General features: G+C 59.8%; 12 protein-coding genes, 1 tRNA gene and 1 pseudogene. 6 read left to right on the top strand and 8 right to left on the bottom strand.

The genetic code is table 11. The annotated features are described in order from the left end of the window. Positions 1 to 7 precede the first annotated feature (7 nt). The 3 genes from ACODSV_RS04800 to ACODSV_RS04810 all read right to left on the bottom strand — a co-directional run bounded on the left by ACODSV_RS04800 (position 8) and on the right by ACODSV_RS04810 (position 14,598). On the bottom strand, positions 8 to 12,109 hold the full coding sequence (locus tag ACODSV_RS04800; protein ID WP_454843335.1) for a hemagglutinin repeat-containing protein: 12,102 nt from the start codon (positions 12,107 to 12,109) through the stop codon (positions 8 to 10). A gap of 33 nt (positions 12,110 to 12,142) precedes the next feature. Then, positions 12,143 to 13,864, bottom strand: coding sequence for a ShlB/FhaC/HecB family hemolysin secretion/activation protein (locus ACODSV_RS04805; protein ID WP_454843333.1), 1,722 nt, complete (start codon positions 13,862 to 13,864; stop codon positions 12,143 to 12,145). Between the two features lie 281 nt (positions 13,865 to 14,145). Further along, a complete protein-coding gene (locus ACODSV_RS04810; RefSeq protein WP_150296174.1) occupies positions 14,146 to 14,598 on the bottom strand; it encodes a winged helix-turn-helix transcriptional regulator in 453 nt (150 codons plus the stop codon). 125 nt (positions 14,599 to 14,723) lie between these two features. Between ACODSV_RS04810 and ACODSV_RS04815 the strand changes: the two genes are divergently transcribed. The 4 genes from ACODSV_RS04815 (at position 14,724) to ACODSV_RS04830 (ending at position 17,674) form a co-directional block, all read left to right on the top strand. Then, positions 14,724 to 15,356: a class I SAM-dependent methyltransferase gene (locus ACODSV_RS04815; RefSeq protein ID WP_150055483.1), complete on the top strand. Its 633-nt coding sequence runs from the start codon at positions 14,724 to 14,726 to the stop codon at positions 15,354 to 15,356. 112 nt (positions 15,357 to 15,468) lie between these two features. Then, positions 15,469 to 16,434, top strand: coding sequence for an SDR family oxidoreductase (locus ACODSV_RS04820; protein WP_150095594.1), 966 nt, complete (start codon positions 15,469 to 15,471; stop codon positions 16,432 to 16,434). A gap of 112 nt (positions 16,435 to 16,546) precedes the next feature. Then, positions 16,547 to 17,167 carry an NADPH-dependent F420 reductase gene (locus ACODSV_RS04825; protein WP_150055481.1) on the top strand — a complete coding sequence of 207 codons (621 nt, stop codon included), beginning with the start codon at positions 16,547 to 16,549 and terminating at the stop codon, positions 17,165 to 17,167. Positions 17,168 to 17,257: 90 nt separating this feature from the next. Beyond that, positions 17,258 to 17,674, top strand: a complete 417-nt coding sequence (locus ACODSV_RS04830; RefSeq protein ID WP_150055480.1) for a nuclear transport factor 2 family protein — start codon at positions 17,258 to 17,260, stop codon at positions 17,672 to 17,674. A gap of 60 nt (positions 17,675 to 17,734) precedes the next feature. Here the strand turns inward: ACODSV_RS04830 and ACODSV_RS04835 are convergent. The 3 genes and pseudogenes from ACODSV_RS04835 to ACODSV_RS04845 all read right to left on the bottom strand — a co-directional run. Continuing rightward, positions 17,735 to 17,872 (bottom strand): annotated as a pseudogene (locus tag ACODSV_RS04835) (ParA family protein); the annotation flags it as partial. A 121-nt stretch (positions 17,873 to 17,993) separates the two neighbouring features. After that, positions 17,994 to 18,069 (bottom strand) — tRNA-Asn (locus ACODSV_RS04840). Positions 18,070 to 18,153: 84 nt separating this feature from the next. Continuing rightward, entirely contained in the window at positions 18,154 to 19,041 is an 888-nt protein-coding gene (locus tag ACODSV_RS04845) for a LysR family transcriptional regulator (protein WP_150056161.1), read from the bottom strand. A gap of 100 nt (positions 19,042 to 19,141) precedes the next feature. Between ACODSV_RS04845 and lldD the strand changes: the two genes are divergently transcribed. Both lldD and ACODSV_RS04855 read left to right on the top strand, forming a co-directional pair. After that, positions 19,142 to 20,284 carry an FMN-dependent L-lactate dehydrogenase LldD gene (gene lldD / locus ACODSV_RS04850; protein ID WP_150056160.1) on the top strand — a complete coding sequence of 381 codons (1,143 nt, stop codon included), beginning with the start codon at positions 19,142 to 19,144 and terminating at the stop codon, positions 20,282 to 20,284. A gap of 281 nt (positions 20,285 to 20,565) precedes the next feature. Further along, positions 20,566 to 21,492, top strand: a complete 927-nt coding sequence (locus ACODSV_RS04855; protein ID WP_150095468.1) for a GGDEF domain-containing protein — start codon at positions 20,566 to 20,568, stop codon at positions 21,490 to 21,492. Positions 21,493 to 21,514: 22 nt separating this feature from the next. Here the strand turns inward: ACODSV_RS04855 and ACODSV_RS04860 are convergent, their stop codons facing one another. Further along, complete coding sequence (locus ACODSV_RS04860; RefSeq protein ID WP_205896045.1) at positions 21,515 to 22,285, bottom strand: iron-containing redox enzyme family protein; 771 nt, start codon at positions 22,283 to 22,285, stop codon at positions 21,515 to 21,517. A 78-nt stretch (positions 22,286 to 22,363) separates the two neighbouring features. After that, a complete protein-coding gene (locus ACODSV_RS04865; protein ID WP_150095469.1) occupies positions 22,364 to 24,826 on the bottom strand; it encodes an EAL domain-containing protein in 2,463 nt (820 codons plus the stop codon). Between the last annotated feature and the right edge of the window lie 51 nt (positions 24,827 to 24,877).

Here is a 24,877-nt window from a genome sequence, read left to right on the forward strand (position 1 = left end):
ACGGCCCTCACTTACAAACGCCTCGAACACAGATAATCGAACCATTATTGGGCGTAGTCATTTTCCATCCTTCCTTGGCAACCTCTGCTGGCGTAGCCGGAACAACTTTGATTGGAACGCCCGCCTCAGACGCAGCAAGCAATCGTCTATTATCCAAGCTGTAAACCGCTCCATCCTTCTCAAATACCCGGATAGGAGGCAGGTCATCTGGAGAGATTTTCCCTGACTTCAGCCCGTCAATTGTTGACTGGAGAGTTTGGCCATCTTTGAAGGTATTCGAAACACTATCTTGCGTGAACCGGATATCTTTCGGGTTCGCATAACCAGTCAAGTTATCTGGTAAAGCAGATGGCAGCTTTTGGCCTGCGGCTCCTACTCCTTTTGCACCTTGAATCTCGTCACTGGCTTTGCTAATCAGCCTTGACGCTTCACTGACGTCCCCTTTTTTCAGCGCGTTCCTAGCTATTTTCAGAAGCCCGGCAGCAACCCGCTCACCCGGTACAAGAGACGCCGATGCCTCCAAATAGTCAAGCGCACTTTCTGCTTCTGCGACGCTTTTGATCGTACCAACCACGGGCACAAAATCTGCACCCGCTGACACCATGTCTTTCAGAGCTTCACGTCGTTCAGTGTACATCTTCACCGAACAAGCTTCGGCGCTCATTCCTACGCAGTTTTGCTCCTTATAGTGTTCGTTTTCTGCTTTGACGCGATCTTCAACCACCTGCTGAGGTGTTTTACCCCTCGTCTGTGCGTCCGCGATATCACTAATCGCATTGTTCTCTGCCGCATTGCTCCCTGCCTTTGCCCCAGCAACCGCACCACCCAAATCACCCCCCACAATCCCACCGGCTAACCCCGCCGCCAAGCCCGACAGTGCAACAACTGTTTCTTTTTGCTCCTGCGTCAGATCGGAGGTTTTGATGCCCGGATACAGTTGGTGAGCAATGAACTCGCCCGTTGCCGCTCCGGCCCCACCTGCCAGCGCCGAGTTGCCCTGAGCTTGCGCTACCACCGCCCCCAATACGGCATGAGCCATAGTACTGAGCGCGGTATTGTCTCCAGTTGTTTTCTTGATCACTTGCGCCAAATATGGCGCTGAGGCACCCGCAATGGCTGAACCGATATCGCCTCCTACCAGTCCTTGTAATGCGGCCGTCACTGCCTGAGCTACACGCGGGTAGTCACCACCGACTCCGTAGTCAGCCATGATCTTTTTGTATGCCGCACTGTCATGGATCTGTTCATCCGTCGGTCGATCAATATCCTTTTTTGCCAGCTCTTTGCGGGCGGCGTCACTGGCATTGAGATCCCCTTGGGTGCGTACGATGTCGATTGTCTGAGTGCCGATATCCCCAATCAACTGCACCTGCTGCAACCGTTTCTGCTCTTTCTCCTTGTCAAAGATCGGGCTGATGCTGTCGTTGGCGTGTACAACGTCGTGGCTCAGGGTCGCAACGTCCTGCAGCTGTTTGGCAGGGTCACGAATATCCAGGGTGCCTTTGGAAATAGCCGATGAAGTCGTGCCACTGGCACTGTCGCCATGGTTGAAAGCGATCAATGTACCGCTGGGCATGTTGCTGAAAAATTTGCCCGCGCCATCGCTGCTACTACTGACGCTGGCACTCTGCAGCTTGCTGGTGTAATCAGCCTTGTTCTTGATCTCACTCCAACCAAGGGTCCCTGTGCTCAGCCGGTTTTTGTCGGCGTCTGCGGTACTGGCAATGACACTGCCATCGAGCTGTGTGTGGTTTTTTACATCAACTTGATAACCACCCTTCCCGCTAAAGAGGCCGGTTTGTTCCTGCACACTCTCGTATTTAGAGTCGATCTTGCTTTTGCTGACGCTAAGGCTCGCGCTTCCACCCGTGCCGATAATGGCGATACTGGCGCCCCCACTGACATTGGTTTGCTTGGACTTGTAATCGTCGGTGTCCTGCAAGCTTTGTAGCGTCAGGTCGCGGCCTACGTTGGCGGTGATCTTTTCAGCATTGACCTGTGCGCCCTTAAGGGCGGTGTCTCGCCCGCTGATCAGACTGACTTGCTTACCCGCATCCAGCGTCGTTTCGGTCCACGTAGTGCCATTGCCCTTCTCACTGCCCGTGCCTTTGTTTGCATTAGCAAAAATACTCAGGCCCATTCCGCCTTCGGAACTGACCCCCAGACTGACGCCAACCGCCCCACCGCTGCTGCTGTTCTTACCCTCGAGCTTTTGCGTATTAGCCGCAGCCTCCAAGCGGATATCGCGCTCAGCAGCCAACAACATTTCGTTGCCTGCCTGAAGCTTGCTGCCTTGAATACGAATATCACCGTCAGCCCCAGGAATACCGTTGCCGGCAGCTACGATAGTCAGATTGTTTCCGGTGGTCAGACTGCTCCCCTGACTGACACTCTGCTCTTGGGTCTGCTTGGAGTTGGACTTCTGCGATCCAAGGGAAATACTGATACCGACGAACTGTCCGGCATTGCCGGCAGTCATTCCACCTCCCTGCTGCGCCGCTTGCCATGCCTGGACACCCGTCAGACCGGCTTTGACACCTTGCAATGCGGAAAGTCGACTATCGTCCTCGTTCTTGGCTTGCTTAGCAGTCTGGTAAGCGGAGTCGACCGCACTGCCCACGGTCCCGGACAATGCCAAGGTCAGGCCACTGCTCTTGCTCTTGGAGGTCTGCTCGCTCCGGTTATTGTTTTCGTCCGCAAGGACGTTGACGTTCTGCCCGACAAGACGAATGTCCTTGCCCGCAGTAACGTCAGACCCTCTGATGGTCAAGTCCTTACCCGCCTCGATATTCACGCTGCCAAGCACACTGCCGACGTTGCTGGCCCGGGTGCTTTCAGTGGAGCTGGTCGAGGTGTTCTGGTTACTGGTCGAGCCTAGCGTGAAGCCGATCCCACCACTGCTCAACAAGCCAGATTTTTTCGTCGATGAGGAATGACTTTGTTCGAAGGTTTCCGTCGCCCCGTCAATCACCACATTGCGTCCGGCAATCAGGCTGGTGGCGTTGGTGGAAACTACGTCACTGGCGGTAGTGCCAATGTCCCGACCGGCACGGACGACCACCGTGTCGGCACTGATGGAGGAGCCCTGTTGAGTGATAGAGCTGCTGCTATCGATGCGTGTCTTCTGGCTGCTGGACAACAAACCGCTACTGGCCTTGGTTTTGCGGTAGTAGCTGTAATCGCTGTTTTGCGCCGCGTTCAGGTCTAGATCGTTTCCTGCGTACAGATAAGCTTCCTTCCCCGCACTTACACGACTGGCGCTTACCAACAGATCCTGGCTCGCACTCAAGGCGACGTTGCCTCCGGCAGTGACAGTGGTGGAAACCTGCTGAACGTGATCCTCCTGACTCGTCACCTTCTTGGTCTTACCATACGAATGCTGCTCATCCGCCGCCGAAGCCAGGGTCAGATCACCCACCGCACTCATGCTCACATCGCGCTTGGCAGCAAGCTGACTGGCAATCGCGGTGACATCGCGGCCAGCGCTGACTTTCAAGTCCTGCCCGGCATCGACGGTCGAGCCGTATTGGGTAATGCCCTGACTGGTATACAAACCACGCACGCCGCTGGTGACTTGTTCAGCAGAGACAAGGTTGACGTCACGTCCGGCACTGATCGTGGTGTCCTTGCCGCTTTTGAGCACGCCGCCGGCGTTGTTGACGTCTCGCCCGGCGTTGACAGTCAGGCCGTTGGCGGCTTCGATGCGGGCGGCGTTATCGACGAAGTCAGTGCGTTCGGTTCGGTAGCTGCTGCCGCTTTCGTGGGTGGTGACCGTGCGTTCGTTGATCACGTCGCGGCCGGCCGTCAGTGAGACGTCGCGGCCGGCGATGACACCGCCTGCCTTGTTGATCAGGTTGTTGCCGGCCAGCAGGTCGAGACGATTGCCCGCTTCGACCAGACCGCTGTTCACCAGGTCGTTGCCAGCCGTCGCCGACAGGTTGTTGGAAGCTTTCAACGTGCCGGCGTTGCTCAGGTCCTTACCAGCGATCAGGGTTACGTCGCTGCCTTGGATAAGGGCGCCGTTGGCCGCCAGGCGATTGTTGGCGTTGGCCAGGTACAACACCGGCACCAGCACTTGCTCGCCGTTCACCTCGGCGTTTTCCATCCAGACAATGTCGTGGGTCAGGGCTGCGACCTGTTCGGAGGTCAGGGAGACGCCCAATTGCAGGTTCAATTCCTGTTTGCTGGCGACGGCGTTGTTCATCAGGTACTTGAACATGCCCTCGTCGGAGGTCTGGCCATCGATGAAGCGCTGGCCGGTTCGGGCGACTACGGCTTGCTGAATCAAGTTCTGTTCGTAGAAACCGTCACCCAGGCGCTTGGCGCTTTGGTCCGGGTTGTAACCGAGGTTGGACAACAGGTAGTCCGAACTCATGAACTGCTTGAGGTCGGTGAGTACCGGGTTGGTTTCGATCAGGTATTTATGGGGAGTGGACTGACCGCTGCTGGCGGGCAAGCCCTGGACACGATTAATGGTAAATGCCGTGGACCGGCCTGGCAGTGCAGAACCCTCAGCGCTGGCAGCCGGTGGGCTGACGTTAATCGCGCTGGCTCCCACGTTGACGTTTGACGCCTGATGACCTGCCGCAGTCAAATCTACGCCGCTGGCCGAAGCCTGAGCGTCGTTGCCCAGTTGAATGTTCGGGGGCTGGACGCTGGGCAGCACTTGCTGACGCTGGGTCGGGCTGACGCTGGCGCTGCCCATGGTCCAGCTTTGCGGGCCGCTGGCCACTGGAGTACTGCTGCCTTGACCACTCAGGCGGAACAAACCGTTCTGCCCGGTGGGCAGTGCGAAGCCCGGTAAGGCCAGTGGATTCACCTGCTGCTGGGCGAGGTTCGGTGGCAGCTGTTGATTGACTGTAACTCGCGTCGAAAACGCCCCCGCGCCGCTGGCGCCGGCACTGCCGGTGGTGGTTTTCGCACCCGCACCTACATAGGTGAAACCGGGCCGCGCCACACGGTTGTCGATACCGTCCTGGGCCTTTATGTTCACCGCGCCTGCCGCCTGAATCACGGCAGCGTAGGTCTGGTCACCCGTGCTGATCTTGGTGACCCGGCGCAACACCGTGCGCTCTTGCTCGGTCATGCCGATAAACGAGGACATGGCGCCAACCAGGCCGCTCAGGTCTTTGGGGTTGTAGCCCGCGCCGCCAATGGCATAGCGGTTGTTGAACGCCGCCGCAGCGTCGTACCACATACCGGCATTGCGGGTGCGCTCGGACACGAACAGCCGCCAGGTTTCGGTTTCGCCGGTTTCAACGCCGCTGTTGGTCAGGTTGTTGGCGGTAATGTTGAGGTTGCCGGCAGCACCGATGGTGCTGCTGGCATTGAGTACATCACCGCCTGCGATATTGAGGTTTTTCCCAGCGGTGATGCTGGAACCGGCGCTGGCAGCGGTCACCTCGAGTTTTTCGCGTTGGTCGATCTGCCACAGGTGGTTTTGCTTGCCGCTGCAGTCACCCGCGTAGTTCGGGCTTTCTATGCACGGATACTCCGTGATGGAGGCGGTGTAAATGCCACCGGCACTGGTGGTCAGCACGGCACGCACGTTCTGAAGCGTGCTGGCGGCCAAGCTCAGGTTGCCATCGCTCTGGATGCTCGACGAGCTGTTGATCACGCTGGTTGCCAGACCGCCCTGCCCGTCGCGGTCGATGCTCAGGTTGCCCAGGCTGTAGATATCGGCGTAGCTGTTGTTCAGTGTGTCGAGGCGCAGGCTCATGTCGGCGCCGCTGAAGATCAGGCCGTGGTCGTTGACCAGCGCGCCAGTGGTCACGGTCAGCCCTTGACCGCTGCCCAGCGTGCCCTGGTTGTTGATGCCCCCGGCGTTGACGATCAGGTTGGTCGCCGAGGTCAGGCGACCGACGTTGTTCAGCTGGCCGCCGACTGACACCGTAGTGTCTCCGCCGCCGGCGATGCTCGAAGGGGCGTTCAAGCTCACTTGCCCGGCACTCAGCCCGAGTGTCCCAAGGCTACTGAGCCGGCCATTGCCTGCGTATGTGCCACCGAGGTTCAGGTTCAGCGCACCGTCACTGGCGATCAGGCCATCGTTGGTCCAATTGCCGCCGCTACCGACGAGGCTGGTGGACGCCAACAGCTGGCCACTGGCGGTCTGGGTGAAGTTATTGACGTTGACGTTCAGGCGCGCGGCCTGGATGACGTTGCTGTTGCTCCAGCTATCGGCGTTAAGCGTCAGGCCGCCGCGAGTGACGATCGAGCCGCCGGCGCCCGTGACGTTGGCGGTAGAGATGTCGAACGTGCCGTCGCCCACATGCAGCAAGCTGCCGCCATCATTGAGAAAGCTTCCTGCCGCCAGGCTCAGGTTGGTGTTGGCGCTTTCCAGGGTGCCATTGCGGTTGTCAAACAGCCCGCCAATCTGGAAGTCGGTTTTACCGCTGCCGCCCAGAACACGCAGTTGGCCGGTCTGGTTATCGAGGCTCGCGGCCTTGATTGCCAGGGTGCTGTCGCTTTCGATGATGCCCAGCCGGTTGTTCAGTGCGCCACTGAGGTTGAGGTCGATCTGCTGACCGGCAATCTGGCCATCGTTGTCGCCGCTGTTGTCAAAATCGTTGCCGGTGACGTTGATCTTGCCTTTGGCGTACAGGCCACCGTTACGGTTGTCGAAGTTGCCGGTGATGATGATCGCGTCACCGCTTTGCGCCGACACTCGCCCGCCGTAGTTATCGATGCCACCCAAGGCGGTCAGGTTCAAGCGTTGTGCCTGGGTCACGCCGCCCTGACGGTTATTGTTCAGGTCATAGCCATTTTTCAGCACGCCGGTGAGCTGAGCAGTGAAGGCCGATTGCAGGCTGGAGAGCACGCCGCCGCGGTTATCGACATTGCCGGCAGAGACGGTCAGGTCGCCGGTCTTGGCGATGATCCGGCCACTCTGGTTATTGATATCCGCGCCTGTGGTAAGGGTCAGCGCCCCCTGACTTTGCAGCGTGCCTTTGCCATTGCTGAGGCTGCCGGCCTGGACTTGCAGGTCACCGCTCTGGCTGTAGATCAGGCCGTCGGCGTCGTTCTGCACCACGCCCGGTGTGGTGATCGTCAGCAGATAGTTAGCCGCAACGGTGCCCCGATTACGGTTGTCCAGGCCGCCGGTGAGCAGCGTCATCAAGCCTTGGCTGGCGAGCTGGCCGCCCTGGTTATCGATTTGCGTGGAGCGCTGAACCCGCAGCGGGCCGACGCTGGCCAGTTTGCCATTGGTGTTGGTCAGCACGCCGAGCAAGTCGAGGGTCACTGCCGCGTTGCCGACCAGATTGCCACCGGTGTTATCCAGCGCGGTGCCGGTGAAACTGAGGCCCTGCTGGGCGTTGACGGTGCCGCCGGCATTCCCCAGCGTCATCGCCTGAATCACCAGCGCCGCATCGCTGTCGATCAAACCGCCTTGGGCGTTTTTCAGCAGACCGCTGAGGGTCAGGGTCTGGGCGCCGCCACTGGAGATCACACCACCGTTGCTGTTATCCAGGTCCACGGCGTTGAGACTGAGGTTTTTGCGGCTGACGATTGCGCCTTCGCCGCTATTGAGTACCGCACCGCTGACCGCAACGGAAACATCGCCGTCGCGGCTCGACAGCGTACCTTTGTTGCGGTTATCCAGGTTGTTGCTGGTCAGGCTCAGGCCCTGCCAGCCGGACAGCAAGCCACCGAGGTTTTGCACGGCGTCGGCATTCACTGTCAGCACATTGCTGCTGATCAGCTTCCCACCCGTGTTGTCGAGTGCCCGTGTGCTGAGATCGAGGCTTTGCGTGCTGGAGATTTCGCCGTTGCGGTTACTCAGGTCGCGTAAGTGCTGAATGCTCAACACGCCGGCGGTGGTGATCAGGCCGCCGCTGTTGTCCAGGTCTGCTGTGGCCGCACCAAAATCGATGGCAATTGCGCTGCCCAACAGTGAACCGCTCTGGTTATTGATACCGCGGCTGTTAATGGTCAGACCGTTGGTGGCGTTGATCAGGCCCTTATTCTGGTTATTCAGAAGGCCGTCGAGGTTCACGTCCAGATTGGCACGACTGGTCAGCGTGCCGCCGCTGTTGTCCAGGCTGCCGGCCTTGACGTCGAGTGTGGCGGCAGCTATCAGCCCTTTGAGGTTGGTCAGCGCCTGATCGACGCGCAGGGTCAGGGCCTGATTGCTCAGCAACTTGCCATTGCTGTTGTTCAGGCTGCGAGCCGTCACGTTGAACGCTTGGACACTGGAGATTTCACCGCCATCGTTGTTGATGTCGGTGAGATTCTTGAGCATCAGCAACGGCGCGCTGATCAACCCGTTCTGGTTATTCAGTTGACCCCGGTTCACGTCCAGCGTCAGGGCGGTGTTGCTGAACAGTTGACCGCCCTGTTGATCCAGGCCAGTGACGCTTGCGGTCAGGGCGCCGGAACTGGCAATTCGACCGCTGTCCTGGTTGGTCAGTTGGGTAGCCGTCAGGTCCAGCGTGTCGCCACTGTTCAGCCGCCCGTTGTGGCTGTTATCCAGCACACCGGTGTTCACGCGCACCGCACCTTTGCTGCTGATGCTGCCTTTGTTGCTGTTATCGAGGCTGGCACTATTGAGCACGAGGCCGGTATCGGTAACGATCACACCGCCTTGGTTCAGCACGATGCCCGTGGTGGTCAGCGTCAGCGGTCCTGCCGCAGACAGGCTGCCGAGGGTGTTGGTCAGGCTGGCTGCGGTCACGTCCAACCGGCCTTCAGCACTCAACAGGCCTTGGCTGTTGGTCAGATCGCCGGAGAGTCCGGCCTTGAGGTTTTTCTGGCTCAACAGCGAGCCGCCGCTGTTGTCGAGATCCTGCCCGATCAACGTCAGGTCAGTCTTGCCCGACAAAAGGCCTTTGGCGCGGTTGATGACATGATCGACTGTCAGCGCCAGCGCGCCCTGCGCAACTACCTGACCGCCATCGCTGTTGTCCAGGCTGTCAGCGCTGATCTGCATATTCCCGTCTGCAATCAGGGTGCCGCCCTGGTTGACGACCTGACCGCCTACCGTTACCCCGAGGGTGCCGCGGCTGCTGATCAGACCACCCGTGTTGTCCAGACGGGCGCTCTGCAGGTCCAGGGACTGTGCGGAAATCAGGCCCTTGACGCTGGTCAGCCATTGTTCGAGGCGCAGGGTCAGGCCCTGATTGCTGATCAACTTGCCGTTGCCGTTGTCGAGGTTACGAGCGTCCAGCGCGAATGCCTGGGCACTGGAGATTTCACCGCCCTGGTTGTTGATGTCCTTGAGGTTTTTCAGCATCAGCAACGGTGCGTTGATCAGGCCGTTCTGGTTGTTCAACTGCCCCTGATTCAGGTCCAGGCTCAGGGAGGTTTTGCTGAACAGTTGACCGCCCTGCTGATCAAAACCGGTGACGCTGGCGGTCAACGCCTTGTCGCTGGCAATCCGGCTGGCAACACCGTTGCTCACCTGAGTCGCGCTCAGGTCAAGGGTGTCGCCGCTGATCAATTGCCCGGCCTGGGTATTGTCGAACACACCGGTCGTCACAACCGTCGCATTCTTACCGCTGATCTGGCCTTTTCGGCTGTTGTCGAGGATGGCGCTATTGAGGGTCAGGGTGCCGTCGGTACTGATCGAGCCGCCCTGATTTTTCAACACGCCCTTGGTGGTCAGCGCCAGCGCGCCGGCACTCGACAAGTTACCGCCAGTGCTGTCGAGACTGCCTGCATTGACCGCCAGGGTTCCTTCACTGCTGATCAGACCGGCGACGTTGCTCAGGGCATTATCGAGGCGAATATCCAGACCTTGCTGAGTGACAAGGTTGCCACCGCTGTTGTCCAGGCTCTGTCCGACAACCGTGGTCGCGCCCTTGCTGAACAGTTGGCCTTTGGTCTGGTTGATGATCTGTGCCACGCGCAGGGCCAGATCGGTACCGGCGAGGATCTTGCCGTTATCACTGTTGTTCAGTTGCGAGCCTTGCAGGCCGACATCGACGGCGCTGGAGATTTCCCCGCCACGGTTGTCCACTGCATCGACGTTGAGTTGCAGCGCTTTTGTGGCGCCTACCAGACCGCCGCCACGGTTATCCAGTACCTTGCCGTTCAGGGTCAACGCGCCCTGAGCGACCAGTTCGCCCCCCTGGTTGGCGAACTGCGCAACATTGGCGATCAGATTGGTTTGGCTGGCAATGCGACCGCCGCCGTTATCGGTACTGGCGGCGTCCAGACGCATCGGCCCGACTGCGCTCAACAAGCCACCGCGGTTGTCCAGTTGAGTGCCCGTGAAATTGATCGCCGCCTGACTGTTGAGCAGCCCTTTTTGGCGGTTATCGAGTTGCCCGACATTCAGTTGCAGGTCATTGGTGGCGCGTACGTTACCGGTGCGGTTGTCCAGCGAGTCGCTGCGCAGCGTCAGTCGGTCCTTGCCGGACAGGCTGCCATTACGGTTATCGAGGCTGCCAGTCTGCAGGTCGACCGCGCCTTTGGCGCTGAGGTCACCGTTCTGGTTATCGAACAGGCCCGCAATGCGGGCGGTCAAGCCGCCATCGCTGACAAGGCTGCCGTTATGGCTGTTGTCCAGGCTGGCGGCAGTGATGCTCACACGCTGACCGGACCCCAACACCCCGTTCTGGTTGTTCAGGGCGCCGATCAAGCCGATATTCAGCGCAACGTCACCGGTCACCTGACCATCGCTGTTATCCAGCGAGGAGGCATTCACCGTGGTGTTACCGGCGCTGGAAAGCTCGCCGTTGTGGTTGTTCAAGTGCCCGACATTGGCCGTCAGGTCACCGCTGCTGGTGATCACGCCCAGGGTATTGAACACCTCATATGCCGTAACCTTCAGCGCGCTGACACTCAGCACACGCCCGTTGTTCTGATTGTCCAGAGTCTGGGCATTGAGGGTGGTGGTTTGTCCGCTGAGCGTGCCACCCTGGTTGGTCAGGGTCTGCGTTGCGTTAACAACCAGGTCACGACTGGCGATGATGTTCTTGCCAGTGTTGTTGACGCTCTGTGCACTGATGCTGACATCGCCCGTGGCATTACGGGTGTTATCGGCATTGACCCCGCTTTCGATGATGCCGTTATTGCGCAACTGGCCGCCGCTGGTGAGCGTGATGCGGTCCTTGGCGACAAGGTTGTTCTGACTGGTCAGGTCGCCTTGGGTTTTCACGTCCAGGGTAGTGCCGGCATAGACCGGCCCCTTGGCTTGCAGGTTGTCGGCCTTGATGTTGACCGCGCCGGCCGCCGCCGTATCAACCAGGCTAAGGTTGCCGCTGGCATCCAATTGCATATCGCCGCTGCTGGCGACCATCTTGCCGTCGAGTTTCACCCCGACACCGGCTTCACTGCTGACCAGCTTGATCGCGCCGGCATACATGCCGCCCAGGGCCGAGGAGTCGATGGCCAGCTGCGGCTTAGTCGCGGGGTCTGCAGCGCGGGCGGTGGCATTGAAGGTTTTCGCGTCGACGTCATTGGCGCCGGCGATGATCGTCAGGTTCTTGGCCTGGATCTCAGCGTTGATCTTGGCCGAGCGGGTGATGATTTCGAACTGGTCGACGTTGGTCGCGTTAAGACCAGCGCCTTCGATGGCGACGCTGCCCTGGTCGACTTGGTAGCGAGTGATCTGGCCGTTTTCGATGACGGCCTTGCCGGTGGTCAGCGTGGCCTGTGGGGTGTTGATGAAGCCACAGCCGTTGCAGGTGACACCGTACGGGTTGGCAACGATCACGTGGGCCGATTGCCCCGCCACTTCGGTGTACCCGTGCAACTGACTCGGGCTGCCGCCGTTGACCTCGTTGAGGATCACGCTGGCTGCTGTGCCGTTGAGGTTCTGGTTGCCGAGGATGATCCCGCCCAACTGGGTCGACTGGGTCCGACCGGTCGCGTTGTTGAGGATCACGCCCTGCTGGCCGACGTTGTAATCCTGGAATTGGTTATGCGACAGCCCGCTGCCATTGGGCGCCGCGATATTGACGATAGGCACGCCATTGCCCGCCTGACCGAGCGTCGTCCCCGGCGCGCTGACCACAATCCCGTCCGCCTGGGCCAGCAACGGTTGCCAGAACATCGCGTTGGCCAGCACCAACGCCAAGCCACGCTTGGGCAACCCCAGGAAGTTGGAACGACTTTTCAAGGCCGCAGAAGGTTGGCGCGCGAGGAAGGCGAACTGGCGAACGTCCATGTGTTTTCTCGATGCCCGAGGGGCAGTAAAAATTTAAAGAAAGAAATCCAGGCGGAAATAGATCGGCGCTTCACGTTCAGTGATCGGCCCCGGGCGTTCCAAAGAGTGTGCAAAGGTCACCGTGGCGGCGACGTTCTGGCCGCGCGCGAACAAGTCCACGGAGTTGCTGGTCATGCGCCCGTGCTGTTCGGCGTTGTAGCGGCCATGGCTGATCACGCCCTGGTCGTAGCCGAGGCTGGTGCCGTATTCGCTGAACACCGGCTGCATCCAGGCCCAGGTCACCGGGCGGCTCCAGCGCAGGTCGTTGCGCCAGTAGCCGCCGCTGTCGCCGGACAGGCTTTGATCCTTGTAGCCACGAATCGACGACTGCCCGCCCAGGCTCATGCGTTGCGGGCTGAACAGCACGTCTTCGCTGCGCTGGCCGGTCATCAGGCTGCTGAAACTGAACGACTCGTCCCATAGCTTGAACGGGTACAGGTAGCTCAGGGTCGCGGTGTATTTGCGGTAGCGCGCATCGGCCTGGCCGGGGCGTGGGTTGTGGTTGGCCTGGGCGTCGAAGGCGCCGATGCCGTCCTGCATGCCCAGGTCGATGTTGAGGAACGAACCGCCAATGCGTCGACCGTGGTTGATGCCAAATTGGGCTTCGCTGAGGCGGTTGCTGCTCAGGGCGAGTTTGCTGTCTTCGATGAAATTGTTGGTGCGCAGGTAGGCCACACCGGTGCTCAGGGAGGTTTTGCTCAGGGCGTCGCGGTGGATCACCCGCTCCAGGCGCAGTTGGTGGTTTTGGCTGTCGCCCGATTGCTTGAAGTTGAAGCCGCTGGCCTGGGCCAGCGAGCGGTATTCGCTTTCGCTGTAGGTGTAATTGAGGTTCCACCAGCCGAACGGCAGGCTGTAGTTGAGCATCGAGTTACGCGAGGTTTTCTGGTGATCGCTGATCGCATCGTGGCCGCCGCGCAGCGAGAGTTGGTCGGCCAGGCCCAGCGGATTGTCCCAATCGAGGCTGGCGCCCCACTGCTGTTCACCGGTGCTGCGTTGGCCGCCATTGTGGCGTGACAGGCCGACGCGCCAGGGTTTCTGCGGGGTGTTTTTGACCAGCACTTCGCTGCCTCCCACTTCCTTGCCGGGGGCCAACTCCATCTGCGTCTGGTTCGATGGCAGGCGGTTCAGTTGGTCGACCATCTGCTCGATCTCGCGCAGGTTGAGCAGAGCGCCTGGTTTGCCTGGGAAGCTCATAAACAGCTGGCGATCGGTGATACCGCTGCCCTCGGCGCCCTTCATGCCTTCCAGACGCCCTTCCACCACCTGCACTTTGAGATTGCCGCTGGAGAGGTTCTGTTGCGGCAGGTAGGCGCGACTGGTGACCAGACCTTTGGCCAGGTAGTAGTCGGTGATGACCTTGAGCAGATCATTGAGCTGCGGTACACCGAGGCACTGGCCGATATAGGGCTTGAGCAGGCGATCACGCTCGCCTTCGGACAGCGCGTCGGCGCCGATGAGTTCGATGGTGTTGATGGCGAAGCAGCGGGTGTCCGCCGGCGCCGTCGGTTTGGCAGGCGCGGCGGCTTTGCCGGGCAGGTCCTTGAGTTCTTCGAGGCGGCGCTGTTGCTCTTCGAGCAGGCGATCCTGACGATCACGGATCAGATCAGTGACGCCCGGCGTATCCTGCGGGGTCGCACCTTGAGCCGTCCCGGCGAAGCCCAGGCAAAAAAAAGCGGACAGCAGACTGAGCCTGGTCCGGGGTACCGAACGCCACATTGCTAGATCCCTCTACATGGCACTGTGCCATCAATTTGCGGCGATCTTATGGTGGCGTTTTAGTGGCGTCAATTAAATGTATAACTTTGTTCAGCTGCGACACATGATCAGTTTCAGCCTGAAAAATTAAGCTGTTTAACATCATGTACTTAAGCAAGAAATCACAGAATCCCACTCAAAGGCTTCATGCGGCACGGTCGGCACCTGCATCCCCTACACCGTGTAGCCGATGGTGAGCGCACATCGTTCATGCAACATGACAGGGCGTGCTTGCCTCTAGCTCATCGCTCGCTCTCAGGAAACATGCATCCGCCATTGCGGACCAGCGCCTTCAACTCTTCGCTTACCTGCGTAGGGTCTTGCGTTAATCGGGTCACGAATTCCTCGAGGTCCCGTGCGTACGACTTCGAATCGTGCTTCGCGCTCCAAAGGACGATGTTGAGCACGATGGGAATGAGGTCCAGGCCTTTCTCTGTCAGCGTGTAGAAATCCTTGCGCCTGTCGTCGGGGTTGGGGGCCTTCGAGAGAATTCCTTGCCCTTCAAGGAAGGCGAGGCGGGACGCAAGGACATTGGACGCGATGCCTTCCTCCGATTTCAGGAACTGGCCATAGGTCTTCTTACCCGCAAAAACGATGTCGCGAATGATCAATAGCGACCATCGGTCGCCGAAGATCTCTACGCCATAGTTCACTGCGCAATGGGACCGAATGTCTTCTTTAGATGTGGTTTTCATGGCGGGATCTTAACATCGCTTGCATGGTGCAAGTAAACTCCCGCCATTCACTTGCTTTTTGCAAGTGAAGCGCCCAGCATGGATAGGACATTGAGCGCGAATACCCAGCCGTAAAGGAGATTCCCATGTACGACACAACCCAATTATCCGAGTTGCTCCGGTTCGCACGCGTCTCTGCAGGCTCAACCGTCATCGACGTTTACCCAGGCAACGGTGAGTGGACCCGTCTGTTCTCCGACACCGTGGGACGAGAAGGACGGGTCTACAGCTTCGTGCCGGCCGAAGTCGCCCACTTCAAGAGCGATCCGCTCGGTAGCATGCAGGCGCTCGCGAAGGAGCCAGGTCGGGAGAATGTCGAAGCCGTCTGCGCCGACCTCACCGCGATGACGGAGGTCACGCAACCAGCGGATGTCCTGTGGCTGCACCTGTTCTACCACGATCTGCACACCGCGCTGATGCAGGCCAGGGGCGCCACGGCCGCCGACTTCAATCGAGCCGTCTATGAGCGGCTGAAGCCTGGTGGGTCCTACGTCATCATCGACCACGCCGCGGCCATCGGGGCGGGCGTGAACGATGCGCAGCCGCTGCATCGGGTTGAGCCCGCATCCGTTCGCGAGGAGGTGGAAGCGGCCGGCTTTGTACTCGATGAGCAAAGCACCCTGCTCGCGAACAAGGACGATCCGCACTCGATCAAGGTGTTCGATCCCGCCATCAAGGGCGAGACCGATCGCTTCGTCTTTCGGTTCGTGAAGCCCTGACAGGTCAAAACCCCGTCTTCATAGCACACCCACTTCTCAATCGGCGTCAGCCTTCTCGGCTGAGTGCACCCGCAGCACCCTTTTTTTCATCTCACTTACAAGGAACACCAACATGCGCGTTTTCGTCACTGGCGGGACCGGCCATTCCGGTCCGTACATCATCTCCGACCTCATCGCTGCCGGCCACGAGGTCACCGCTTTGGCCCGGTCGGACAGCGCGGCGGCGGCGATCACTGCGCTCGGCGCAAAGGTGCGTCGCGGTGATCTCGATGATCTCGAGCAGCTCAAGGAGGCGGCTGCAGCCGCCGACGGCGTAATCCACGTCGCGCACCGACAAGATCTGCTGCCGGTCGGTGGGATCGACGCTGTTGCCGCAGCGGAGGTTCAGATCATGCTCGCATACGGTGATGCACTGGCTGGAACGGGAAAGCCGCTGGTCGTGTCGGGCAGCATCGGTTCGCCGACTAACGAGGGTTGGCCGGTTCCTGGGCCAGTCCAGAGCCGACCGGCAACCGAGGAGGACCCAGCTCTTTCTCCAGTTGGCGATCAATACAAGGGCTCGCTGCGGGTTCGGAACATCGTGGAGTTGACTGCAATCGGTCTCGCAGAGCGGGGCGTGCGGTCTTCGGTCGTGCGCATTTCTGAAATCATGCACAGCCCAACCGACAAGGCCGGATTCCTTCAGGTCCTCATCGGGCAAGCAAAGGAAAAGGGCGTCGTTGGCTACCCTGGCGACGGCTCCAACCGGTGGGCGGCAGTGCATGCCCGCGACCTCGCTACCCTGTTCCGCCTGGCGCTGGAGAAGAGTCCCGCTGGCAGGTCCTGGCATGCGGTTGCTGAAGGGGCTATCCCGTATCGCGAGATCGCGCAGGCCATTGGCAGCCGCCTGAACCTTCCCGTCGTGCCCATTCCTGCGGACGTGATGATGGGGCCGGGTTTCTTCGGTTTCCTCGCGAACCTGGTGACGCTGGATACCCCGGCGTCAAACGCTATCACGCGCCAGATGCTCGGCTGGACACCCACGCAGCCCGGCCTGTTTGCCGATATGGACAACGGCCACTACTTCCCTGTCGCCTGAGTGAGCTGAGGCTGTTCGCCGGGTCGCAACAAGCCCGGCACCCACGGGATATTCACCGGGCGAAGCCTGTTCAGAGACTGCGGGCAAGACCCCGACTCATTTGGAGATACACATGGGCACTATCAGCATCATTGGTTCAGGAGGCATGGCGGCGGCCATCGCCGGTCGTGCCGCCAAAGCTGGATACACCGTCGAGGTGGTCAGCCGCGACCCTGCCAAGGCGCAGGCGCTGGTCGACAAGCTCGCAGCTGGCGCGACCACAGGCACCTATGGGGCCGCGCCCGCCGGCAACATCGTCATCCTCGCCGTGCCATACACCGGCGCGGCGTCGGTGGTGGCCGATTATGGGGATGCGCTGGATGGCAAGGTGATCATCGACATCACCAACACGGCCTCGCCGGACCTCACGGGCCTCGTCTCTCCCGCCGGCAGTTCTGGTGCGCAGGAGATCGCCAGGCTCGCCCCCGCCAGCGCGCATGTCGTGAAGGCATTCAACACCCTTTTCGGCCACGTCCTTGCCAAGGGAGGCCCACTCGACGCGTTCATCGCTGCCGACGATTTGCAGGCCAAGGCGCGCGTTTCAACGTTCCTCGAAAGTCTCGGGCTACGTCCATTGGATGTCGGTGGCCTGAACATGGCCCAGACGCTCGAAGCGCTCGGCCTGATGATGATCGGCCTGGCCAAAAACGGCGCCGGCACTTGGGACATCGCGTTGAAAGTCGATATCGGCTGAGACTCCTACACCACGCCCCTCACCGGCAGGTCCACAAGGTATCTGATCAGAACGGATGCGATCAGATGCGAGAGAAACGGAAAGCTATCTATGAACACACAAAGGAATGTCCAGGTGGTTAAGGACTTCTTCACCGCAATGGGCCGCAGCGATAGGCAAGGTCTGCTGGCGCTGACTTGCGAAGCTATTGAATGGATCATTCCGGGCGAGAACTGGCCGCTGGCTGGCACGTATCGCGGGCACGCGGGATTGGCAGATCTGCTTCATAAGGCTTGCGAAACGATGGAAACCTCCGTCATGGAGTTCCACGCGTACGTGGCGCAGGAAGATCGCGTTCTGGTCGTCGGCTTCGCGAAGGGGAGAATCAAAGCCACGAATAAAACGTGGGAGGACGATTGGGTCTTCGCCATTACCGTGCGAAATGGAAAGCTGGCGAACATCCGGGAGTATGTCGACACGCAAGCACTGGCACGGGCTTCCGAGATGGGCGCGGGCTCCAAGTCCTGACCCATCGAGATCGATAAGACAACACGATTCACAAAGTCAGCAAATACGTTTGAACAGCGGCGAGGACAGTGACGGCTGATTATCAAGATCGATAAGCAGGGTTCGAACACCTGCGTCGGCGCAGAACGCACCTAGATTGGCGCCAACCGTGGTCTTACCCGGCCCGCCTTTGGTTGAAACGACTGCTGCGACTTTCATGATACTGACCTCTGAATCGTAGGATTAGAGACGGCGTCATGCTGGTCACGCTGTGCGCTTTGATCACCCTGGAGAAATCCAAGGCAAAAAAAAGCCTGCATCGCTGCAGGCTTTCTCTATCTGGCTCCACGACCTGGACTCGAACCAGGGACCCAATGATTAACAGTCATTTGCTCTACCAACTGAGCTATCGCGGAATGCGCCGTATGTTACTGATTGAAAAGGAGAAGTCAAGCATTACGTAGCATTTGGCCGGTTTCATTCGGATGACCGGTGACGTCCTACTGCGTCGGGCTGGCCATTTCCTTGGCCAAATCCAGCCAGGCGCGTGCCGCCGGTGGCAGGTGGGCACTGGCGCGCCAAGCCAGGGCGATGTGCCAGTCGGTGTGGGGCTCGTCCAGGGGGATCAAGGCGATGCCGGCGTGTTGGTGCTTGTGCGCCAGCATGCGGGGCAGGAACGCGACGCCCAGGCCGGCCGCTACCAGGTCGACGATAAAGTCGATCTGGCCACTGCGGGCGGTGACTCGGGGCGTTACGCCCTTGCGCTCGCAGGCAGCCATGATCAATGCGTTCAGGGCGAAGCCGGCTTCGAACAGGATGAAGGGTGAATCCGCCAGGTCGGTGAAATCGATGCGAGTGTGCTGTGCCAATGAGTGGCTGATGGGCAGTACCGCCATCAACGGTTCATGACGCACGGGCTGGTAATCGAACCCCTCGTCCACCGGCAGCAGCAGGGCCGCCAGGTCGACCTCACCGGCTTCCAGGCATTCGCGCAGTGTCTTGCTGCCGTGCTCGGTCAGTTCGATATCGATGTCTGGATAGCGACTGCGATAGGTGGTGAACATCGCCGCGAACAGCACGCCACATCCTACCGGCGGCAGGCCGATGCGCAGCACACCGCGCTTGAGGCCGCGCAAGTCGTTGATCTCGGCAACGAGGTCATGGTGCTCGGCAAGCAGCACCAGGGCACGGCGGTAGGCAATTTCGCCGGCGGCGGTGAGTTCGTTCCGGTGGCCAAGGCGATTGAGCAGTGGCGCGCCGAGTTCCTCCTCCAGGGTCTTGACCGCCTTGCTCACCGTGGATTGGGTCAGGGACACCACATCGGCCGCTTGGGAGAACCCTCCCTGGCGCACCACTTCGACAAAGGCACGCAATGTGCGCAGGTTCATCAGCATTCCTTTAGCGACTGGGTAGTAGTGATAAAAGTTGTTTTTATCATGCCAGATGTTTGCTTATCGTGGCGCCACCTTGCCCGTGGAGTCACCCTAAATGATCATCTCGTCTGCTGCCGATTACCGCGCAGCCGCCAAGCGCAAGCTGCCGCGCTTTCTGTTCGACTATATCGATGGTGGCGCCTACGCCGAGCACACAATGCGCGCCAACGGCTCGGACCTGGCCGAGATCGGCCTGCGCCAGCGCATCTTGCGCAACGTTGATAACTTGAGTTTGAAGACCCGCGTCTTCGGCCAGGAACTGGCTATGCCCGTCATCCTCAGCCCAGTGGGCCTGACCGGTATGTACGCGCGACGCGGAGAAGTGCAGGCCGCCAAGGCAGCGGCGAACAAAGGCATCCCGTTTTGCTTATCGACGGTGTCGGTGTGTTCGATTGAAGAAGTGGCCTCCCAGAGCCCGCAAGCGATCTGGTTCCAGCTCTATGTGCTCAAGGATCGCGGTTTTATGCGCAATGCCCTGGAACGGGCACAGGCCGCCGGCGTGACAACTCTGGTGTTCACCGTCGACATGCCCACCCCAGGCGCACGCTACCGCGATGCGCACTCGGGCATGTCCGGGCCGTATGCATCGACGCGGCGGATGTTGCAGGCCGTGACCAAACCGCAATGGGCATTGGATGTCGGCTTGCTCGGCCGCCCTCACGATCTGGGCAATATCTCCACGTACTTGGGCAAACCCACCACCCTGGAAGATTACGTGGGCTGGCTGGCGAACAATTTCGACCCCTCGATCAGTTGGAAAGACCTGGAGTGGATTCGCGAATTCTGGAAAGGCCCGATGATCATCAAGGGCATCCTCGACCCGCAGGACGCCAAGGATGCGGTGAGTTTCGGCGCCGATGGCATCGTGGTGTCCAACCACGGCGGGCGTCAGCTGGATGGCGTGCTGTCCACCACCAAGGCGTTGCCACCGATTGCCCAGGCAGTGGGCGATGACTTGACGGTGCTGGTGGACTCCGGCATTCGCTCCGGGCTCGACGTGGTGCGCATGCTCGCCCTGGGGGCCAAGGCTTGCCTGCTGGGACGCTCGACGGCGTATGCACTGGCCGCCGAGGGCCAGTCTGGCGTGGAGAACCTGCTGGATATCTTCGCCAAGGAGATGCGCGTGGCCATGACGCTGACGGGCGTCACCTCGATCGACCAGATTGACCCCAGCACGCTGGTTCAGCCTGCCAAATAACCGGCGTCATACGGCAATGGCTGTTTTGCGTGTTAAAAACAGCCATTGATTTATAAGGAGTTTAATTAAGTTAAACGAAGTGGCATGAATCTCGCTCTAACCCTTCCCACGCAGGTTAAGCGATGACAAGACGTGCGGCAGTACCCAAGGGTTATAACCCATGACAAAGCGGTCTAAACTGTTTCCAATGTTTTACGGAACTGAAGGAACAGTAAGACGCTTGGCACTCGCCACTCTCATCGAGCCTGTAAGACAGCTAAGTGCTTAGAGGCCGATTGCTTATGAAAACACCCACCCAGACCCACGCAATCGACTTCGACACGGCCAAATTGCAACGCCTGGGCTTTGGCCAGCCAACCTCTCTGCCGCGCCGCCCCACCACTATTGTCCAGCTTCGCCAGCAACTGGGTCAGCAATTGCAGATCAGCCTGGAACCGGAGCGTATCCTCGGCCTGTTCTTTCGCGAGATCCAGCGTCTGGTACCCCTTGATGCCCTGCTGTACCGCCACCAGGCCAGTGATCTGCGCCTGGAGTTTGGTCATCGCGGCCATCATTCGGTCAGTTATGCCCTCAGTCACGAAGGCGAGCACTTGGGTGAACTGGTGTTCCGCCGCAACCAACGCTTGGTGGAAGAAGAGCTGAGCCAACTCGAATCCCTGCTGGCCACCCTGCTCTACCCGATGCGCAACGCCCTGCTCTACCGCGCCGCCACCCGCAGTGCGCTACGCGACCCGCTGACCCAGACCGGTAACCGCGTCGCCATGGACCAGACCCTGCAACGGGAAATCGATATGGCGCGGCGGCACCTGAACCCGTTGTCGTTGCTGATGCTGGACATCGATCACTTCAAACAGATCAACGACACCCATGGGCATGCGGCCGGCGATAACGTGCTGCGCGCGGTCGCCGCAGCGATCAAGGCCCAGTTGCGTAACGTGGACATGGTGTTTCGGTTTGGCGGGGAAGAGTTTCTGATCCTGCTGTCCAACACCGGCCGGGATGCCGCGGCGATGGTTGGCGAGCGTCTGCGCCAGGCGACGCAGGCCCAGGACTACTGGGCGGATGACCTACGCATCGAATTGACGGTGAGCCTGGGCTGCTCGACCTTGTTGGCGGGTGAGTCTGCCGACAGCCTGTTGCGCCGGGCCGACAATGCGCTGTACGTGGCCAAGCGCGAAGGCCGTAACCGCTTGGCAATGGCGGGGTAATGACCCCGCCATCACGCTGACCTTATGCTTCGCTGGCCACGCGAACCGGGCGTTCACGCACCGCCATGACCGCAGGTTTGTCTTTCTCCAGGCGCATGCAGCTTTCCAGGAACAGGTACATGTAGTCGTAGCTCTTGCACACGGCCTGGCGCAGCTCTGCCTGCAGCGCCTTGGTCGGGTTCATCCCGGCCAGGGTGCAGATGATTTCCAGTGCTTCCCACGGGTGGGCGTCATCGTACTGGGCATGCATCTTCAGCCATTTCATCGCACGCTTGCGGTCTTCCTCGGGGAAGGCGGCAGCGTAGACGCCGGTGGAACATACCACCGCGGACCACTCCCCGGTCGCCCCCTCGATCGCGTAGTTGGTCGCGGCAATCGCCACGATCAGCGAATCGGCCGAGCTGGTGTGCCAGCACCAATGGCTCAGCGCATGCAACTCCGGCGGTACGTTCTGCGCTTGCAACTCTTCGAGGCTGACGCCATGGGCGCGGGCCCAATGCACCCAATAGTCGGCGTGGTTCAGTTCCACGCGAATGTTGCGCATCAGCCACCGCCGCGCCATGTCCTCTCCAGGATGACGGGCAAACTTGGTTTTGGTGAGGTTCTGTGCCATGTACAAGGCAAACTGTTCAACCACTGGCCAGCCACCAATAAGGTAATGGCGCATGGTCTTGGCGCTGAGCGTGTTATCACGCATGCGCTGGTACAGTTCGTGCTCGACAACTCGGCGCTTGCTCTCACTACAGTCCTGGATCAGTCGTTGTGCCCAGGCGGGGTAACTTGAGGCTTCCATAAGCGGGCCGGTTCGGTTGAAGGTGTCGATCACTGTAAGGCTCCTTTTTAAGTGTGATTGTACAGACCAGCAAATGTTTCAGCGGAATGTGCCGGGCGCCTTGAATAACAGGGGCTGCGGCCGCACAGGTCGACACTGCAAGCTATCAGGGGTAAACAACTGCGGGCGTTCAATCACGTAGCCCTGAGCGTAATCCACACCAATCTCGAGTAACGCCTGTTCAATGAGCGGTGTTTCAACAAACTCGGCAATTGTGCGCTTACCCATGACGTGGCCGATGTGATTGATCACTTCGACCATGGCGCGGTTAATCGGGTCGTCCAGCATATCCTTTACGAAACTTCCATCGATCTTCAGGAAGTCTACAGGTAAATGTTTCAGATAAGCGAATGAGGACATTCCGGCACAAAAGTCGTCGAGTGAAAAATGGCAACCTAACGCTTTGAGTTCATTAATAAAGCGAATTGCACTACCCAAATTGGCAATAGCGCTGGTCTCAGTTATTTCAAAACAAATCATTTCCGCAGGAATGCTGTAAGCCGCGAATTTGTCACGTAGAAACCCTAGGAAATCGTCATCGCCAATGGTTATTCCCGACAGATTAATCGCACACATGGCCATGGGCTGGCCCGGACGCTCATGCATGCAGCGGGCGATGATCTTGAACACGTTCTCAACCACCCAGCGATCCAGCGAGGTCATCAGGCCGTAACGTTCGGCTGCCGGGATAAAGCTGTCCGGCAGAATGATCCGACCGGCCTCATCATGCAGGCGCAGGAGGACCTCGATATGTCCGTTACCGGGGTCCGTATGGCCCAAGGCTGCGATTTCCTGGGCATACAGGCAGAAACGGTTTTCTTCCAGGGCCATGTGCAGGCGCTGCACCCAGGCCATCTCGCCGAAACGCAAGGACAGCTCAGAGTCATCGGCATGGTAGACCTGCACGCGGTTGCGGCCCTTTTCCTTGGCCATGTAGCACGCCATATCGGCGGCCCGCAGCGATGTCTCCAAGGTGGTCGGCGCGTGTGAGAGGTGCACCAGGCCAATGCTGACCGTGGTCATGAACGGCCGCCCCTTCCACACAAAATGCAGGCTTTGCACGGTATGGCGCAGGCTTTCGGCGATTTTTTCCGCCACCGGCGCCGGGCAGTTCTCCAGCAAAATACCGAACTCATCGCCGCCCAGTCGCGCCAGCGTGTCACCCTCCCGCAGGTCCGATTGCAACAAGGCGCAGATGTGGCGCAGCAGTTCGTCGCCTGCCGCATGCCCGCAGGTATCGTTGACCAGCTTGAACTGGTCCAGGTCGAGGAACATCAAGGCGTGGCGCCCACTTTGCTGGCGCGCGGCCTGTTGCAACACCTGCTCCAGGCGGAATTCGAATTCGCGGCGGTTGGCCAGGCCGGTCAGGGCATCGTGGGTGGCTTGCCACGACAGATTGGCAATGTACTGGCGCTCCTGAGTCATGTCGTGCAGCACCAGCACCGCCCCGCTGACCTTGCCGGCGCTACGGATCGGCGCGCCCACCAGGGTCACCGAGACCGTGCTGCCGTCCAGGCGCTGAATGGTTTTGGAGTGTTCACTGCCACCGCTGAGCTGGCCTTTGGTGATGTGTTCGATCAGGGTAAATCCATCGGGCTGGGCGTCTTCATCCAGCAAATTGAACAGCGAAGCCAGGGGCAGGCCCTGGGCCTGGGACGATTTCCAGTGGGTCAGCGCCTCGGCCGCCGGGTTCATGTAGGCAATGGCACCATTGACATCAGTGGTGATCACCCCGTCCCCGATCGATTCCAGAGTGATCTGCGCCCGCTCCTTTTCCAATTCCAGGGCATCGGCGAACGCATGACGCTGGCGCAGTAACTTATGGGTGCGCAGCAAAGCCAGGGCGATCAGGCCCAGGGCCGTGGCCAGGTTGGTAATCATCAACAGCCGCAGGATAAATCGCGAACCTTCGCCCAGGGCATCACTGAACGCCTTGGCCGCCGGCGTCACGCCGTCGTTGATGGCAAAGATCTGGGCTTTCCATTGCCGCACAGCGTCGCCGCTGACCTGGTGGGTGGTGATTGCGCGGTGCATCGTCTGGGCCAGGTCATCCAGTTGCACCAGGTAGCCATCCCCCACGGTCCACAACTCGATGGCTTTTTCCAGGTAACTGAAATGGCGAAAGTTGAGGTACAACCAGATCAGGCTGGAGACATCATCCGGGTGGTTGCCCCCCTTGAGGATCCCCAGGCGTGCGGCGGAGAGATCGGGTGTGGGCCGGTCCAGGGCGATACGCAGCTCATGCCCGCCCTGGGGCACGGCGATGGCCTGCTGGTATTTGAGGAAGGTGGCTTCGTCACGATTGTCGGCGTACAGGGTCAGGTAGTAGATGGCGTCCTTCTGGCCTTTTGACCACAGGCTTTCGCCGGCCACATAACCACGCACGGCCGAGAGTACGTAGAGACTGACACTGCCCAACAATGCCTGGAACAGCACGACGGCGATAAATGGCCAGACAATGCCCAACAACCGTGGCGTTCCGAGAGTCCGCTTTTGCTTCATGAAGTCCCTTGCACATGCACAGCTGAAAACGCACGCGAACATCCGCTCCTG

Source organism: Pseudomonas sp. FG86 (genome assembly GCF_057808775.1).

What these genes read in the sequence shown, in the direction of transcription:
- ACODSV_RS04800 (WP_454843335.1), bottom strand. Translation starts at nt 12,109, where the DNA reads ATGGACGTTCGCCAGTTCGCCTTCCTCGCGCGCCAACCTTCTGCGGCC.
- ACODSV_RS04805 (WP_454843333.1), bottom strand. Translation starts at nt 13,864, where the DNA reads ATGTGGCGTTCGGTACCCCGGACCAGGCTCAGTCTGCTGTCCGCTTTT.
- ACODSV_RS04810 (WP_150296174.1), bottom strand. Translation starts at nt 14,598, where the DNA reads ATGAAAACCACATCTAAAGAAGACATTCGGTCCCATTGCGCAGTGAAC.
- ACODSV_RS04815 (WP_150055483.1), top strand. Translation starts at nt 14,724, where the DNA reads ATGTACGACACAACCCAATTATCCGAGTTGCTCCGGTTCGCACGCGTC.
- ACODSV_RS04820 (WP_150095594.1), top strand. Translation starts at nt 15,469, where the DNA reads ATGCGCGTTTTCGTCACTGGCGGGACCGGCCATTCCGGTCCGTACATC.
- ACODSV_RS04825 (WP_150055481.1), top strand. Translation starts at nt 16,547, where the DNA reads ATGGGCACTATCAGCATCATTGGTTCAGGAGGCATGGCGGCGGCCATC.
- ACODSV_RS04830 (WP_150055480.1), top strand. Translation starts at nt 17,258, where the DNA reads ATGAACACACAAAGGAATGTCCAGGTGGTTAAGGACTTCTTCACCGCA.
- ACODSV_RS04845 (WP_150056161.1), bottom strand. Translation starts at nt 19,041, where the DNA reads ATGAACCTGCGCACATTGCGTGCCTTTGTCGAAGTGGTGCGCCAGGGA.
- lldD (WP_150056160.1), top strand. Translation starts at nt 19,142, where the DNA reads ATGATCATCTCGTCTGCTGCCGATTACCGCGCAGCCGCCAAGCGCAAG.
- ACODSV_RS04855 (WP_150095468.1), top strand. Translation starts at nt 20,566, where the DNA reads ATGAAAACACCCACCCAGACCCACGCAATCGACTTCGACACGGCCAAA.
- ACODSV_RS04860 (WP_205896045.1), bottom strand. Translation starts at nt 22,285, where the DNA reads ATGGAAGCCTCAAGTTACCCCGCCTGGGCACAACGACTGATCCAGGAC.
- ACODSV_RS04865 (WP_150095469.1), bottom strand. Translation starts at nt 24,826, where the DNA reads ATGAAGCAAAAGCGGACTCTCGGAACGCCACGGTTGTTGGGCATTGTC.